Origin of the sequence: Prevotella sp. P5-108 (assembly GCF_002251385.1) — a bacterium.
Lineage (GTDB): Bacteria > Bacteroidota > Bacteroidia > Bacteroidales > Bacteroidaceae > Prevotella.
The window spans coordinates 199,342-213,939 of record NZ_NPJJ01000057.1; the positions used below are offsets into that span (position 1 = coordinate 199,342).

A 14,598-nucleotide genomic window follows, 5' to 3' on the forward strand; every position below is an offset into this window, starting at 1 on the left:
AATTGTGCTATTTTTAGTTTAGAGGGCAGCAATAATTATCAATATGCTTAAGCAAGAAGGAAGATCCTGAAACGCGACAAGGAGCATGATGATTGCCATCTCGTCCGATTGCCAAGTTCCTTTCTAAAAAGGCTTATAAATGACTTCCGAAATTGCGGTTAATAGTTTGATTAGTTACTACCGATGATTCAGATTTAGCCAATCGTTTGAGTTTTGGATTATGTCTAAACTCAAACGATTACACATACTATATAACAACTTAGAGAATTATTCTTCTTTGTTGAACATCATGAATGAAAGCAGCAATGCCATCACTTCCAATGTGGTTTTTGTGTATCACTCTATGACAGTTCGGACATACAGGCAATAAGTTTTCTAATGCACTATCCACCAACTGTTCAAATGTATCTCCTTGATACTGGAAAATAGGTCTCTTATGGTGGATTTCTATACAATCCTTGCCATAAACATCACCATAATATTTGGGGAAATTAAAACCACAACAATCACAAGAGATGATATTGTTACGGGTAAAATGTTCAATCGCTATCTTTCTTAAATGTGAAGACCTTTCTCGCGTCTGAACATTTCTTGTAACAACTCTTCCTTCTGATACAATTTCCTCTATAGGCAGCACGCGCCTATTGCCACTTGAGGCAATGCTTTCAATTGCAGTTTTTACATCTTCGTAGTTGAAATCTTCTTCGAACAAGTAAGATAATGCCTCACTATGAGCGCCGAGATACTCCTTTCCAACAGAAGTGATACAAAAACCACCAGGTACATTAGTTGCATAATTATCACGTTGAAATGTATCATGGCTTTTCAAGTTTCTAACTTTCTGAGAGAAGTAAGTATCTGATCTGCCTGATAATATTTCTGCATCAACACCGGTTGGGTGCAACACTTCGGTCAACCCAGAGATTAAATCACTTGTGGAGACAAAACCATTTACTGATTTTGACATCAAGTATAAAGCTGGCAAAACCAACTGACTTTCCGTTATACGTTTCATACTATCAATAATTTGTTATGAGAAGATGCGTAACTTTCTTGTCGTTTCTATTCATGAAGCTAACAAGATATTCCTTATCGAATGTTCGAATATTTATACCTTTTTTACTGTACAATTCATATATAAAATCGGTATTCTTAATAATCATCATCCACTTGGCTTTGCACTCATTTATCATGAAATTTGCGAGTCTTTCTTGGTCTGCCTTTGTGAATGTATTTTGAGCATAGGTACTGAATTCACTATCGTAAGGAGGATCAAGAAAAACAAAATCATTTTCGTTTGGCTGAACTTCTCTTAGGAATGCTTCAAAATCTAAATTGTAGATATGAGCATTCTCAAAATGATCCTGCAAAAGTCTTGATCGATAATAATTGAGTTTCTTTTTCATCATTTTGCTATTATAGGCTATACCTCCATACGGAACATTGAATTTGCCATTCCTACTATATCTAAACATGCCACTATATGCATAGTTGCGCATGAAAAAGAACAATGCACTATACATATGCGGATTATCTCCGCCAATACTTTTGTCGTTGTACAAGTTGCGATAATTCATATATAGCGCACTCTTGATAGCCGTTTCGATGTTGTCGTTTAAGTCTTTAAGAGGCAAATCCTGCTTTTGCAATTCAAGTTCGCACATGCGCACCATCTTGCGAAATAGGTTTGTTTCAAGTTCCTTGCACATAATACATTGTACTCCACGAAAAGCATTATCTAAAATACTTTCAATTTCATCCTTCTTTCTTGTAATAAAATTTACAATGTATTTTTTAAGGCCTTCCTTGTCTAATTGCCCACTCTTGAAGTTTAAGTAAACATCAACTAGCTTTTTGTTGTTATGGAAAAAATTCTCTGCATTGTTCCATGACGCATCCATAGCTTCTACATATCTGTAAAAATCCTTGTCATTTTCAGATATGTATCGGTAAAGTTGAACCAATTCTTCAGAGAAATCATTAATGAAATACTCTTTTGCATTGATTCCCATGAACACGGATCCTCCTCCTACAAAAGGTTCAAAATATCTTTCAAACTGTGGCAGATTAGGAATAATATACTTCAATTCTTTCTCCTTACCGCCAGGCCACTTAATTATAGGAGATAAGCTCGTTTTCCTATCTATAAACACAGATTGCGTTGTAGATGCTTTGGCTTTGAAAAAACTATCAAGCATAAAAAGCGAAGTATGTACCCCGACTGATGGTTCGTGTACCATGTATGAATCCTCTTCTAAAGAGTAATCCGTGGTGTTTAATTTACTGCCCTTATTGAATGCCATATTTATTCGTTTCTTTGCTGCTTCAAAATATTCATTATTTAATTCAACTCCAATAAAACGCCTTTTCAGTTCTATTGCGGCTACTCCTGTTGATCCCACTCCCATAAACGGGTCAAATACTATATCATTCTCGTTTGTTGCCACCTCTATCATTTTTTTTAATATGGCAAGAGGCTTTTGCGCTGGATGTTTTGGGTTGCTTAGGCGTTCTGGACGCATACATATCGGACTTTCTATGAAGTTATGCATCTCTCTCTGCGATAGGAAATTCCATGTGTGTTTTTTATTCCAGCATACAAATATCATTTCACAACTATTCAGAAAGCCAACCTTAAAAATTTTGGGAGCAGGGTTGGTTTTATGCCAAATCATGAAATTTGTTGTATCAAACTTTTGATCAAGACAATTGTACCAACGTCCAAGTTGATTATATGAAGTGAATATGAACAAATTTCCTGTAGGCTTTAATATACGAATGAATTCATCAGCCCATTCTTCTGGATTGAAATCTACCATATCCCAATCAGCAACATCATTATTCATAGCCGAACGGCCTGGCAATGGTATATTGCCAGTTGAATGTTGACCGAGATTATATGGAGGGTCGGTCAAAATGAAGTCGATAGAATTATCAGGAATACGTTTTATTACATTCTTACTGTCTGCACATAAAACGCACTTCTGCCAATCGGGGTCTTTCATTGTCCTTATTCTTCGTTAAGTAATTATCTATTTGATTAAACTTGAACACAAAGTTATGTAAAAGCAACGAGAATAGCGAATAATTGTCCGTTTTCTATTAATATTTAGTAATTAAACCTGATACCACTCTCCATTAATTAGCGATATTTGCCTTTAGACTTGCAATATTTTCTCTTTTACATCCCATTAATCTATTCCATACATTTCCCTGAATCGAAAATTGTCCTTTAATTACCATGTTATATATGCAGCCTCACACTAACCTTTGAAGATTTAACGATTATCTTGTCCCCCAATTTGCTTCTCACAACAGCAACATTCCACGTTATTGTGGTATATTGGCACATTGCATGCCATCAGCAGATTATCAAGAAGAAGATTAAGATAATTGTTGGCACTTATACTCTTGGCGGCGTGCTGATTGACTTGGGGTATGCCGCAAAAATAACCCCAAATGGTGTATATTCTGCTAAATCTATCAAAAAAACACATATTTAGCTGAATAAAGCGCATTACCAATTATTAATCATATTTTTAAGTTTTACGAGAATGAAATCCTTTTTAGATCCTCATAAGCCTGGCACACAAAATAAAGGCCCACAGCATGAGTAAACTCAATAAGCTGTAACCATATTAGGCACGAATTTTCCATCTCTACCAGTTGGCGGAATTAATTTAAGTTGACAAATATGAGTAAAAAGTTGTACATGTCGCTGATTTTTAGTAACTTAGTGGTGATCAAAACATTAAGTTCAAATCATCGTATGTACAACCTTTATACAAAATTCGTCAAAATACTTGAGATATGCAAGCAATTCTCTGAAAATCTCGTCAATGAATCTGGTAATGTTCCACGTCGTGGTCCTGTTCCCAAGTTTTCAGATTTGGAAGTGGTGGCGCTATCCCTGACGGCAGAGACCGAGAGCATTGATAGCGAGAAGTGGTTGTTCGACTATAAATTGCAAGAACACAAGGACAGTATTCCCAATCTCATATCAAGGAGACAGTTCAATGACCGCAGGAAGAAAACGTCAGGCCTGTGTGAGGAACTGCGCAAGAGGATTGCCATGGAAATGGATGGCGGAGAGGAACAATTCTTTGTTGACTCCAAGCCGATAGAGGTTTGTAGGGTTGCAAGAGGAAAACGTTGCAAGATGGGGCGTGCCGGCAATTTCTCGCAAGCTCCCGACTTCGGCTTCTGTGCTTCGCAGAACACGTATTATTTTGGTTATAAGTTACACGCTCTCTGTGGGTTAAGTGGAGTTATCCATTCCTATGATCTGTCAAAGGCAAGTGTGGCTGACCTCCATTATATGAAGGATGTAAAACATACTTATCACGACTGTAGCATCTATGGTGACAAAGGGTATATTGGAGCTGACGTACAGCTTGACTTGTTTGAAACCGCACACATAAGACTGGAGTGTCCATATCGGCTCAACCAAAAGGATTGGAAACCGACATTCATTCCGTTTGCAAAGGCAAGAAAGAGGATTGAGACAACATTCTCACAACTTACAGACCAGTTCCTGGTCATCAGGAACTACGCGAAAATAACGAATGGATTGTTTGCCAGAATCATTGGCAAAATTAGTGCACTTACCAATCTGCAATACGTAAACTTCATTAACAACAAGCCAATTGGCAGAATTAAGTATGCACTAAATTAATTCCGCCAACAGGTAATGCCAATAAACTGAAGAGTATTTTCATAAGCAACAATTCTTTTTTATTTACTTCAACTCAAAGGTTGCCATAAGCAGCACCTTATTGCCATCTATGTTTTCTTCATAGAAGAAGCGATAGACGCCAGGATTGTTTGGAAGAATATCGGGAAAAAGATGGGCCGTGATGGTGCCGCTTTGACCATCGCTTAAAACATGACCGATGGCCGTGAACGAGCAATCGGTGGGCACAACAAACCAATTGCCATCCGCTCCTTGGGCCGTGATGCTATAGGCATCGCCATACACAAATTCTTCGCCACTATGGTTGGTAATCGTGAATCTGATCTCCGTGGTGCCCAATGGATAGGAAGGCTTCTCCGCCTTGAGGAAGATGCCTTGGTAGGTGCTCACGCCTTCCCTGTTGTCGATGATAGGGTCCAACTTGCCCTCAAACCTGATGGCGGGCGAGTTGTAAATCAGCCTACGAAACTCCTGCTGCTTCTCCTTCGTGTTCCAACGGAGCGCAACATCAATGGAGTTGGATCCCATTCCAAATCCAACAACATTTCGCAAGGCCGGGGTCTTGTCTTCCGACAGGAACTTCCGCTCAAGTATCCGCATAATGGCGTTCAGTTCCCTATGCGAATATTTACGCGCCGAAGCCTTGCGATAGGTTCTCTTCTTGCTCTTGACAACTCTCTTTTTGCTAATGGTCGCTACCTTCTTTTGTTGAGCGGCAAATGACTGTTTGCAAGCAGCAAAAGCTGTTTGCATTGAAAGGAACATTGTCAATCCTAATATTATTGCATTGAGGAGTTTTGGCTTCAATCTCATAGTTATCAGCAATTAATAATTTAACATGTAGAGAGATATGAACTCTTATAGTATATTTCTTTTCGTATCAGGAAACATATTCAAGTATCAATGTTTCAGTTGCAAAAATACTAAAACATGGCGTATATTCAGCTAAATCTATCAAAAAAACACACATTTAGCTGAATATAGCGCATTTCCAGGAGAAGTTTGCATAACCACCCTACTCGAATTTAGCCATTACACTGTCATTGAAACTCCGCTGCACCTTAAGCGGCGGAGATGGAAACCGGGAGCGGCGGTGGCGGCAATATTGGTGGGGCGCAGCCTATTTCTCTTGCCTTTAGTTGGCTGAGTGGCGGAAAAGTGTTACATTTGCAGACAGTTATGGCAGAACACAACGACTTAGGCAAATGGGGAGAAGAGGTGGCGGCATGCTACCTGGAGAACCATGGATATATCATCAAGGACCGCGACTGGCGACTGGGCAAGCGCGATTTGGACATCGTGGCCATTACCGAGGCGCAGGACCTGCTGGTCATCGTCGAGGTGAAGACGCGCTCGGAGGGCTTGACGATAGACCCTATCCTGGCCGTCGACGAGACCAAGATGCGCAATCTCGCCATTGCCGCCAATGCCTATGTCAAGCAGATGGGCATTGACGCCGATGTGAGGTTTGACATCATCACCGTGGTGGGCATGGACTCGCGCCACTGCGACGTGATACACACCGAGGATGCCTTCAACCCATTGCTGCTGAGTAGATGAGTGATATGAGAGTGATAAGACTGGACACCGTCGATTCGACCAATACCTATCTGCACGCCTATCGGGGCGACGAGGATGTGGTGGTGGTCACAGCACGCCACCAGACCGCCGGACGCGGACAGGGAGGCAACCGATGGGAGGACGCTGAGGGACAGAACCTGCTCTTCTCGATACAGATACGCCCCGTGGAGGTGGCGATAGGCCACCAGTTTGTGCTGGCTATGGCCGAAGCGCTGGCCCTGAAGCGGGCGCTCGATGCCTATGCCGACGGCATGGAGCTGAAGTGGCCCAACGACATCTACCACCGCGACCGCAAGCTCAGCGGAACGCTCATCGAGACGGCGGTAAGCGGCGGCCGACTGAAGCGCATGATACTGGGCACGGGCATCAACGTAAACCAGCGACGCTTCACCAGCGACGCGCCCAACCCCGTGTCGCTCAGCCAGATTACGGGCAGCGACGAGAGCATAGACCATCTGCTCGAGCGCATCCTCCAAGCCTTCGACGACTACTACCGACGGGTGCAGGAGGGCGACTATGCTGGCATAAGCCGCGAGTATCACGAGGCGCTCTACCGCCGCAAGGGTTTCTACCGCTATCGCGACGGCGACGGCGAATTTGACGCCGAGCTGGTGGGCGTGGCCTACGACGGCAGGCTCAGTCTGCGCGACAGCGAGGGCCGACAGCGCAGCTATGCGTTCAAGGAAGTGGAATTTATCATCTGAAAATACAAATAAGACTATGGCAAGATTTAAGAGAATCCTCCTCAAACTCTCGGGCGAGAGCTTGATGGGCAATCAGAATTATGGTATCGACCCTGAGCGACTGGGTGACTATGCCCGCCAAATCAAGGAGATACACGAGATGGGTGTGCAGATAGGTATCGTCATCGGCGGTGGCAACATCTTCCGCGGACTGAGCGGCAGCCAGAAGGGCTTCGACCGCGTCAAGGGCGACCAGATGGGCATGTGTGCCACGGTAATCAACTCGCTGGCGCTGAGTTCGGCTCTCGAGGCCGAGGGCGTAAAGACCAAGGTGCTCACCGCCATACGCATGGAGCCCATCGGCGAGTTCTACAGCAAGTGGAAGGCCATCGAGGCTATGGAAGACGGCCGCGTGTGCATCTTCTCGGGCGGCACGGGCAGCCCCTACTTCACCACCGACACCGGCTCGTCGCTGCGAGGCATAGAGATTGAGGCCGATGTGATGCTCAAGGGCACCCGCGTAGACGGCATCTACACCGCCGACCCCGAGAAGGACCCCACTGCCACCAAGTTTCACGACATCACCTTCGACGAGATTTATACCCGCAACCTGCGCGTGATGGACCTCACCGCCACCACGATGTGCAAGGAGAACAATCTGCCTATCTATGTATTCAACATGGATGTGGTGGGCAACCTCAAGCGCGTGATGGACGGCGAAGAGATAGGCACGCTGGTCCACAACTGATAACACCCTTACTACAGATACGAGAAATGGTTCGACAGAGCTTGCATTGAGCTGCTGTCGAACCATTTCTCGTATCTGCAACCGCCGTCACGCAGCGGAGGGAGTCGTCAGGTATTGAACTGATAGCTGAAGTGATATTCGTCGAGGAAGTCGAGCAACTTCCTGGTCACATTGACGCTCTTGGCCGAGCGCATCACTATCTCTCCCCTTTGGTCCATACAGTTGTAGAAGCGTATGAGCAAGGGGGTCTGGCCGAGGTTGTCGTTGAGCTTGGTGGCGAGGTTGTCCTCGAGCTCCTCGTCAAACTTGTCGCAGTCTATGCCTATCGTCATGCTGGTAATGCCGCGGTTCTTGACATCGACGAGGAACTCTACGTTGACGATATTGAGCTGGAACTTGCCCGAACCACGGTAGCGCTCCACGCACTTGGCGGTGATGCGCACGAGATACTCCTTCTTGAGCATGCCGTTCCACTTGGGCCATTCGGCATCAAAGATACTCAACTCGCCAGTGCCGCTGTAGTCTTCTATCTGGATGATACCGAAGGGCTTGCCGCTGTAGTTGGAGAAGCGCTCGGTCGACTCGGTGATGATTCCACCGAAGGTTATCTCCTGCAGTTTGCTCAGCGGCTCCATATCGGTGTCGCGACCGCGGATGTCGATACACTGGGTATTGCAGAGGTGCTTGAGCGCCACCTCGTAGTCGTCGAGCGGATGGGCTGAGAGATAGATGCCCACCAGTTCGCGCTCCTTGTTGAGTCGTTCGAGTGTGTTCCACTGCTCTGGCTTGGATGGTTGTGGATGGGCTATCTCTACATCGTCGGCGCCGAAGAGCGAAGTGGCAGCCTCGGCCTTGGACGCCTGGAAGCGCTGTCCATAACGCACGATGGCATCGAGGAACGAGCCCTCCTTGCCACAAGGTGCAAAATACTGCTCACGATAGAGCCCGAAGCTGTCGAAGCCTCCGCTGTAGGCAAGGCTTTCAAAGGCTTTGCGGTTGACATTGCGGAAGTCCACGCGCTCGGCAAAGTCATAGATATCGGCAAAGGGGCCGTTGGCCTCGCGCTCGTTGATGATGGCGGTGGCGGCAGCCTCGCCCATACCCTTGATGGCAGCCAGTCCGAAGCGTATCTCGCCATGGTGGTTTACACCGAAGTTCTCGTAACTCTCATTGACATCGGGGCCCAGGGTGGGCACACCGTAGGTGCGACATTCGTCCATGAGCTTGGTAATCTCCTTGATGTCGCTCTTGCGGCGGGTCATGATGGCAGCCATAAACTCGGCCGGATAGTGAGCCTTCATATAGGCGGTCTGGTAGGCCACCCAGGAGTAGCAGGTGGCATGAGACTTGTTGAAGGCATAGGAGGCAAACTTCTCCCAGTCGCCCCAGATTTTCTCAAGCACCTGGGGGTCGTGGCCGTTGGCCTGCCCCTGCTTGATAAACTTGGGTCTCATGGCGTCTACGATGGCTTTTTTCTTCTTACCCATAGCCTTACGCAGGGCATCGCTCTCACCTCGGGTGAAGCTGGCCAGCTGGCGCGACAGGAGCATCACCTGCTCCTGGTAGACGGTGATGCCATAGGTGTCCTTGAGATATTTCTCCATGCAGGGTATGTCGTAGGTCACCAGCGAGGGGTCGTGCTTGCGCTTGATGAAGTCGGGAATGTAGTCCATAGGACCCGGACGATAGAGGGCGTTCATGGCGATGAGGTCCTCGAACACGGTGGGATGGAGCTCACGCAGATACTTCTGCATGCCGGGCGACTCAAACTGGAAGGTTCCGATGGTGCGGCCCTCCTGATAGAGCTTGTAGGTGAGCTCGTCGTCGATGGGTATGGTGTCGATGTCGACATCGATGCCCTTGGTCAGCTTCACGTTCTTTACCGCCTCTTTCAACTCGGAGAGAGTCTTCAATCCCAGGAAGTCCATCTTGATAAGGCCGGTAGACTCGATGACGTGGCCGTCGTACTGGGTGACAGCCGTCTTGAACTCAGGGAAGTCGGGGTCGTCGGCAGTAGACACGGGTACCCAGTTGCTGATGGGGTCGCGGCAGATGATGAAGCCGCAGGCATGGAGACCCACACCGCGCACGGTGCCCTCGAGCATCTTGGCATACTTGATGGTGTTGCGCTCCTGGGGATTGGACGACGCCTCGGCATCACGCAGTTCGGGCGTGGCCTTGATGGCATTGGTGAGATTCATCTTCATGCCGTCGGGCAGACGATCAGGGATGGCCTTGCAGAGGGCGTTGGCCTTGTCGAGGGGCAGACGCTCCACGCGCGCCACATCCTTGATGGAGTTCTTGGTGGCCATAGCCTGATAGGTAATGATGTGGGCACAGTTCTCATGGCCGTACTTGTCCATCACCCAGCGCAGCACCTTGCCTCGGCCGTCGTCGTCGAAGTCGGTATCGATATCGGGGAGGTTCACACGGTCGGGGTTGAGGAAACGCTCGAACAGCAGGTCGTACTTGAGCGGATCTATGCGCGTAATGCCCAGACAGTAGGCCACAACCGAACCCGCAGCCGAGCCACGGCCCGGACCTACCCACACGCCGAGGTCGCGACGGGCGGCATTGATGAAGTCTGACACGATAAGGAAGTAACCGGGGAAACCCATGGTCTTCATGACATGGAGCTCGAAGTTGATATGCTCCTTCACATTGTCGGGCAGCGGGTCGCCGTAGAGCTCCTTGGCACCCTCGTAGGCGAGGTGGGCCAGATAGTCGGCCTCAAACTTGATGCGGTATATCTTGTCGTAGCCGCCCAGGCGGTCTATCACCTTCTGGGCCTCGTCGGGAGGCAGCGGGTTTTCACCGTTCTCGTCGGAGGTAAACTCGTGGAAGAGCTGCTCCTCGGTGAAGCGGCGGCGCCACTCTTCCTCGGTACCAAAGTCTTCGGGGATGGGGAAGAAGGGCATGATGGGGCCGTGGTCGATGCTGTATATCTCGACCTTGTCGAGTATCTCGGTGGTGTTGGCAAGCGCCTCGGGCACATCGCTGAAGATGTCGTTCATCTCCTGGCGGGTCTTAAACCACTCCTGCTTGGAGTAGCGCATGCGGTTGGGGTCGTCCAGGTCCTTGCCCGTAGAGATACAGAGCAGATGGTCGTGGGCTTCGGCGGTCTCCTTGTCCTCAAAGTGGCAGTCGTTGGTGCAGACGAGCTTGATGCCATACTCACGGGCCATCTCGATGAGCACCTTGTTGGCCTTCTGCTGCAGGGGGAAGGCTTCGCGGTTGGCCAGGATGGTGGGGTCGGTCACCTCGTGGCGCTGGAGCTCGAGGTAATAGTCGTCGCCAAACACGCGATGATACCACTCACACGCCTCGCGGGCTCCCTCGATGTCGCCATGCAGAATCTTGGAGGGTACCTCGCCGGCGATACATGCCGAGCAGACGATGAGGTCTTCGTGGTAGCGCTCGAGGTCGGCGCGGTCGGTACGCGGACGATAGTAGTAGCCATCTGTCCACGCATTGGAGACGAGCTTGATGAGATTCTTGTAACCATTATAGTTCTTGGCCAGCACGATGAGGTGGTAACCGCTGTTGTCGCCCATCTCCTTGACCTTGTCTTCCTTGCGGCGGCGCGCCACATACATCTCACAACCCAGGATGGGCTTGAAAGGCTCGAGCCCCTCCTCCTTGCGCTTCTTGTTGACACCGGCGCAGTAGTCGGCCAGTTCCTTGATGCCATACATCACGCCGTGGTCGGTGACCGCCATACCGCGCATGCCGTCGGCAATGGCCTTGTCGACCAGGTGGGGTATCTTGGACTGACCGTCGAGTATAGAGTAGTGGGTGTGTACGTGCAGGTGTATAAAATCTTCCATAATGGTGGCGAAAATTGTGTTTGGGGTTTCAAAGTTACATACATTTGCCGACATCCACAAAAAAAACGCGGCCAATATTTGCGACATCACATTAATTAATGTATCTTTGCATAGAATATAGAGTAACCTTATGGGCAATAGAATTAAAAAACTAAAAAAGATACGTATCCACCGCGAGGGCACAGACACCATCATCTATGGTTTCATTTTCATTGCCGCCGTCGCGCTGATATTGCACCGTACGTTTGAGACCAAGATTCCCTTCTGGTCGTTCCTTGTCATTTTCGGCTCCATATATGCCATCATCCTCAATTTCTTCAGATGTCCTATACGCTACTTCGGCAGCGAGGACACCGAGCGGCTGGTCGTAGCGCCCGCCGACGGCAAGATAGTAGTAATCGAAGAGGTAGAGGAGAACGAGTACTTCCATGAGCGCCGCCTCATGGTGTCAATCTTCATGAGCCTCTTCAACGTGCATGCCAACTGGTTCCCCGTAGACGGCAAGGTGAAGTTTGTAAACCACCGCAACGGCAACTTCCACAAGGCATGGCTGCCCAAGGCAAGCGAGGAGAACGAGCACGCCGACATCATGATTACCACGCCCGAGGGTACCGACATCCTCTGCCGACAGATAGCCGGCGCCGTGGCACGCCGCATCGTGACCTACGCCAAGCCCGGAGAGGAATGTTTCATCGACGAACACCTGGGCTTCATCAAGTTCGGTTCGCGCGTAGACGTATATCTGCCCATAGGCACCGAGGTGTGTGTCAAGATGGGACAGACCACCACGGGCGACCAGACAGTGATAGCCAAACTAAAGGACTGATACAACCATGTTACAGACCATCAAGAAAATTATCCCCAACACACTGACATCCTGCAATCTCATTGCAGGATGTATTGCTACATTCCATGCCTTCACAGGCAATGTAGACATCGCACTCCTGTGGATTGTCATAGGCGCAGCCTTCGACTTCTTCGACGGCATGAGCGCCCGACTGCTCCACGTATCGTCGCCCATAGGCAAGGAGCTCGACTCGCTGGCCGACGACATCACCTTCGGACTGGCACCCGCAGCCATCGTGGGCTTCGAGCTCACCATGGTACACTACCCCGCCTTCCTCATGCCCGTGAGCGATTACATCCCCTTCGCTGCCTTTGTCATGGCAGCCTTCTCAGCACTGCGACTGGCCAAGTTCAATCTCGACGAGCGCCAGTCCATGGGCTTCATCGGACTGCCCACACCAGCCAACGCCCTCTTCTGGGGCTCGTTCATCCTCGGATGGCGCGACCAGCTGGAGAGCTCGCCCTGGGCACTCCCCCTGCTGCTGATGCTGATACTGCTGAGCTGCTATCTGCTCATAGCCGAGATACCCATGTTTGCACTCAAGTTCAAGCACTGGGGATGGGCCGAAAACCAGCTGAAGTACATCTTCATACTCTGTTGCATCCCCATCCTGCTCGTGTGTGGAGTAGCTGGCATATCGCTCATCATCGTGTGGTACATACTGGTCTCGGTGTTCAAGAATTTCACTGACAAACTCAAGCAGCAATGATACTCTTCAAGCTCATAGCCTTCATCTTCATCGTAGGCATCATAGCCATCATCGTGATGGGCGTAGGTCTGTGGGTACGCGTAAGAAGCGCCATAGACCAGCTACGTGGCGGCAACGCCCAGCGCACCAACCGCAAGACCGACAACGGCAGAGGCGACGGCGTGATAGACCAGCGCACACCGGAGCAGTCAAACCAGAAGATATTCGGCAGCGACGAAGGCGAATATGTAGACTTTGTGGACGAAGACGACGACAAGGCCCAATAGCCACACCGCCAAAGACAAGCCGACAGCAGCCCACATACCGCCCCACCCAATAAGCCAAACGAGCACGACCCAAAAGGCCGTGCTCGTTTGGCGTTATGTAGATGATGGCGGAGGCGGAGGTGGCGACAAGGAGAATAAAGATATGACCGCTGGCTGTATGTAGCTGTCTGCAAATACTACCCCCAATGCCATTAGCACTTATGACAAACGGCGAAACCACCCATGTTAACAAATAGTGACGGCTCTGTATTGGAGTGCATCTTAATTCTGCTCTCTGCCAACTGGCAGTACTCTTTACTGATATCGATACCTATGTATTTCCTACCAGAGTCTTTGGCAGCCACACAGGTTGTACCACTACCACACATAGGGTCAAGAACGACATCACCCTCATTGGACCAACTTCTTATATGGTCTAAAGCGAGGTCATAAGGGAAGGGAGCCGGGTGCTTCTTGGCCTCTTGGTCTACAGCCTTTTTACCAACAACATATTCCCAGATATTACCCTTAAGTTTTTCGGCCTTTACAGGATTGGCCAATTTAGTTCGACTTTGTTCACCTTTGGAATAGTTTTTATAGGTTGTGCCCTTTAGCTCTAATCCCGCATGGAGGCAGGGGACCTTAATAGGATTGTGGGTAGCCACATTGCCTTTTGAGAAAACAAACATATACTCAAACACGTTGGTATATCTCTTCCTGTATATTTGGGGTACGGGATTGGTTTTCTGGAATATCATCGTATCGTGCAACTTGAAACCTTTTGCAACGAAGGTTAGTGCCTGTCTAAAACTGGTACAGGTCTCGCTACCATTGACAGTAGCGTCGGAAACGACCCAGACAACCACACCGCCTTCCTTGATAATCCTATACAATTGGGCAACGATATCCTCGAAAGGGAAGGTATAGCCTTTATATGTTCTCAGATTGTCGTATGGAGGTGAAGTTACGACCAAATCAATGGAGTTGTCAGGTAACTGCTTCATCACTTCCACGCAATTACCATTGATTATCTTATCAATATAGTCCGTTATCATTTTTGTATTTGCTCAATAAATTGCTTAATCGTTGAGATTTTGTTATCCAGTTTCAGGCATTTAAGGAGCTCGTTGATAGCATCTGACTATTCCTAAAATTAGTTGACAGAATTGGATGCGATTAACTAATTAGGTTTACTACTTTTATTCAGTTCTCTGTTTTACTTTACAAGTTCTGTTAGTTGAACTGATTTGTTTTACAAGATTTAA

Annotated in this window: 12 protein-coding genes; 7 read left to right on the forward strand and 5 right to left on the reverse strand. The window is 48.3% G+C overall.

All coding sequences use genetic code 11. From position 1 onward, the window contains the following. Positions 1–259: 259 nt before the first annotated feature. Together CIK95_RS11445 and CIK95_RS13370 are read right to left on the reverse strand one after the other, a co-directional pair. The gene (locus tag CIK95_RS11445; RefSeq protein ID WP_094384758.1) at positions 260–1,015 is read right to left on the reverse strand and encodes an HNH endonuclease; all 756 of its coding nucleotides are present in this window, start codon (positions 1,013–1,015) and stop codon (positions 260–262) included. 4 nt (positions 1,016–1,019) lie between these two features. After that, on the reverse strand, positions 1,020–3,005 hold the full coding sequence (locus CIK95_RS13370; RefSeq protein ID WP_216820588.1) for a DNA methyltransferase: 1,986 nt from the start codon (positions 3,003–3,005) through the stop codon (positions 1,020–1,022). A 689-nt stretch (positions 3,006–3,694) separates the two neighbouring features. Between CIK95_RS13370 and CIK95_RS11465 the strand changes: the two genes are divergently transcribed. Further along, positions 3,695–4,675 carry an IS982-like element IS1187 family transposase gene (locus tag CIK95_RS11465; RefSeq protein ID WP_094467046.1) on the forward strand — a complete coding sequence of 327 codons (981 nt, stop codon included), beginning with the start codon at positions 3,695–3,697 and terminating at the stop codon, positions 4,673–4,675. Between the two features lie 63 nt (positions 4,676–4,738). Here the strand turns inward: CIK95_RS11465 and CIK95_RS11470 are convergent, their stop codons facing one another. Then, positions 4,739–5,506, reverse strand: a complete 768-nt coding sequence (locus CIK95_RS11470; protein WP_094384753.1) for an immunoglobulin-like domain-containing protein — start codon at positions 5,504–5,506, stop codon at positions 4,739–4,741. A gap of 366 nt (positions 5,507–5,872) precedes the next feature. Between CIK95_RS11470 and CIK95_RS11475 the strand changes: the two genes are divergently transcribed. From CIK95_RS11475 to pyrH, 3 genes are read left to right on the forward strand one after another with little or no spacing between them, the layout of a single operon-like run. Next, complete coding sequence (locus CIK95_RS11475; protein WP_022309539.1) at positions 5,873–6,253, forward strand: YraN family protein; 381 nt, start codon at positions 5,873–5,875, stop codon at positions 6,251–6,253. A gap of 5 nt (positions 6,254–6,258) precedes the next feature. Next, positions 6,259–6,978: a biotin--[acetyl-CoA-carboxylase] ligase gene (locus tag CIK95_RS11480; protein ID WP_254046465.1), complete on the forward strand. Its 720-nt coding sequence runs from the start codon at positions 6,259–6,261 to the stop codon at positions 6,976–6,978. A 16-nt stretch (positions 6,979–6,994) separates the two neighbouring features. Continuing rightward, positions 6,995–7,705 (forward strand): UMP kinase, encoded by a 711-nt coding sequence (pyrH, locus tag CIK95_RS11485; protein ID WP_022309541.1) that lies wholly within the window; start codon positions 6,995–6,997, stop codon positions 7,703–7,705. Between the two features lie 107 nt (positions 7,706–7,812). On the opposite strand, the gene dnaE is transcribed toward pyrH, so the two are convergent. After that, positions 7,813–11,532, reverse strand: coding sequence for a DNA polymerase III subunit alpha (gene dnaE, locus CIK95_RS11490; protein WP_094467048.1), 3,720 nt, complete (start codon positions 11,530–11,532; stop codon positions 7,813–7,815). Positions 11,533–11,662: 130 nt separating this feature from the next. Between dnaE and CIK95_RS11495 the strand changes: the two genes are divergently transcribed. The 3 genes from CIK95_RS11495 to CIK95_RS11505 are packed head-to-tail and all read left to right on the forward strand — an operon-like array spanning position 11,663 to position 13,354. Next, the gene (locus CIK95_RS11495; RefSeq protein WP_094389151.1) at positions 11,663–12,358 is read left to right on the forward strand and encodes a phosphatidylserine decarboxylase family protein; all 696 of its coding nucleotides are present in this window, start codon (positions 11,663–11,665) and stop codon (positions 12,356–12,358) included. Positions 12,359–12,365: 7 nt separating this feature from the next. Further along, positions 12,366–13,088, forward strand: a complete 723-nt coding sequence (locus tag CIK95_RS11500) for a phosphatidylcholine/phosphatidylserine synthase (RefSeq protein WP_094467049.1) — start codon at positions 12,366–12,368, stop codon at positions 13,086–13,088. After that, positions 13,085–13,354, forward strand: coding sequence for a DUF4834 family protein (locus CIK95_RS11505; protein WP_094467050.1), 270 nt, complete (start codon positions 13,085–13,087; stop codon positions 13,352–13,354). Before CIK95_RS11500 ends, CIK95_RS11505 begins: the two co-directional genes overlap by 4 nt. A 191-nt stretch (positions 13,355–13,545) precedes the next feature. Here the strand turns inward: CIK95_RS11505 and CIK95_RS11510 are convergent, their stop codons facing one another. Beyond that, on the reverse strand, positions 13,546–14,388 hold the full coding sequence (locus tag CIK95_RS11510; protein WP_173849877.1) for a site-specific DNA-methyltransferase: 843 nt from the start codon (positions 14,386–14,388) through the stop codon (positions 13,546–13,548). Positions 14,389–14,598: the final 210 nt, after the last annotated feature.

Excerpts from the sequence above, each read along its gene's own strand:
- CIK95_RS11470 (WP_094384753.1), bottom strand. The coding sequence starts at position 5,506 with ATGAGATTGAAGCCAAAACTCCTCAATGCAATAATATTAGGATTGACA.
- CIK95_RS13370 (WP_216820588.1), bottom strand. The coding sequence starts at position 3,005 with ATGAAAGACCCCGATTGGCAGAAGTGCGTTTTATGTGCAGACAGTAAG.
- CIK95_RS11445 (WP_094384758.1), bottom strand. The coding sequence starts at position 1,015 with ATGAAACGTATAACGGAAAGTCAGTTGGTTTTGCCAGCTTTATACTTG.
- CIK95_RS11495 (WP_094389151.1), top strand. The coding sequence starts at position 11,663 with ATGGGCAATAGAATTAAAAAACTAAAAAAGATACGTATCCACCGCGAG.
- CIK95_RS11475 (WP_022309539.1), top strand. The coding sequence starts at position 5,873 with ATGGCAGAACACAACGACTTAGGCAAATGGGGAGAAGAGGTGGCGGCA.
- CIK95_RS11465 (WP_094467046.1), top strand. The coding sequence starts at position 3,695 with ATGAGTAAAAAGTTGTACATGTCGCTGATTTTTAGTAACTTAGTGGTG.
- CIK95_RS11480 (WP_254046465.1), top strand. The coding sequence starts at position 6,259 with ATGAGAGTGATAAGACTGGACACCGTCGATTCGACCAATACCTATCTG.
- pyrH (WP_022309541.1), top strand. The coding sequence starts at position 6,995 with ATGGCAAGATTTAAGAGAATCCTCCTCAAACTCTCGGGCGAGAGCTTG.
- CIK95_RS11510 (WP_173849877.1), bottom strand. The coding sequence starts at position 14,388 with ATGATAACGGACTATATTGATAAGATAATCAATGGTAATTGCGTGGAA.
- dnaE (WP_094467048.1), bottom strand. The coding sequence starts at position 11,532 with ATGGAAGATTTTATACACCTGCACGTACACACCCACTACTCTATACTC.
- CIK95_RS11500 (WP_094467049.1), top strand. The coding sequence starts at position 12,366 with ATGTTACAGACCATCAAGAAAATTATCCCCAACACACTGACATCCTGC.
- CIK95_RS11505 (WP_094467050.1), top strand. The coding sequence starts at position 13,085 with ATGATACTCTTCAAGCTCATAGCCTTCATCTTCATCGTAGGCATCATA.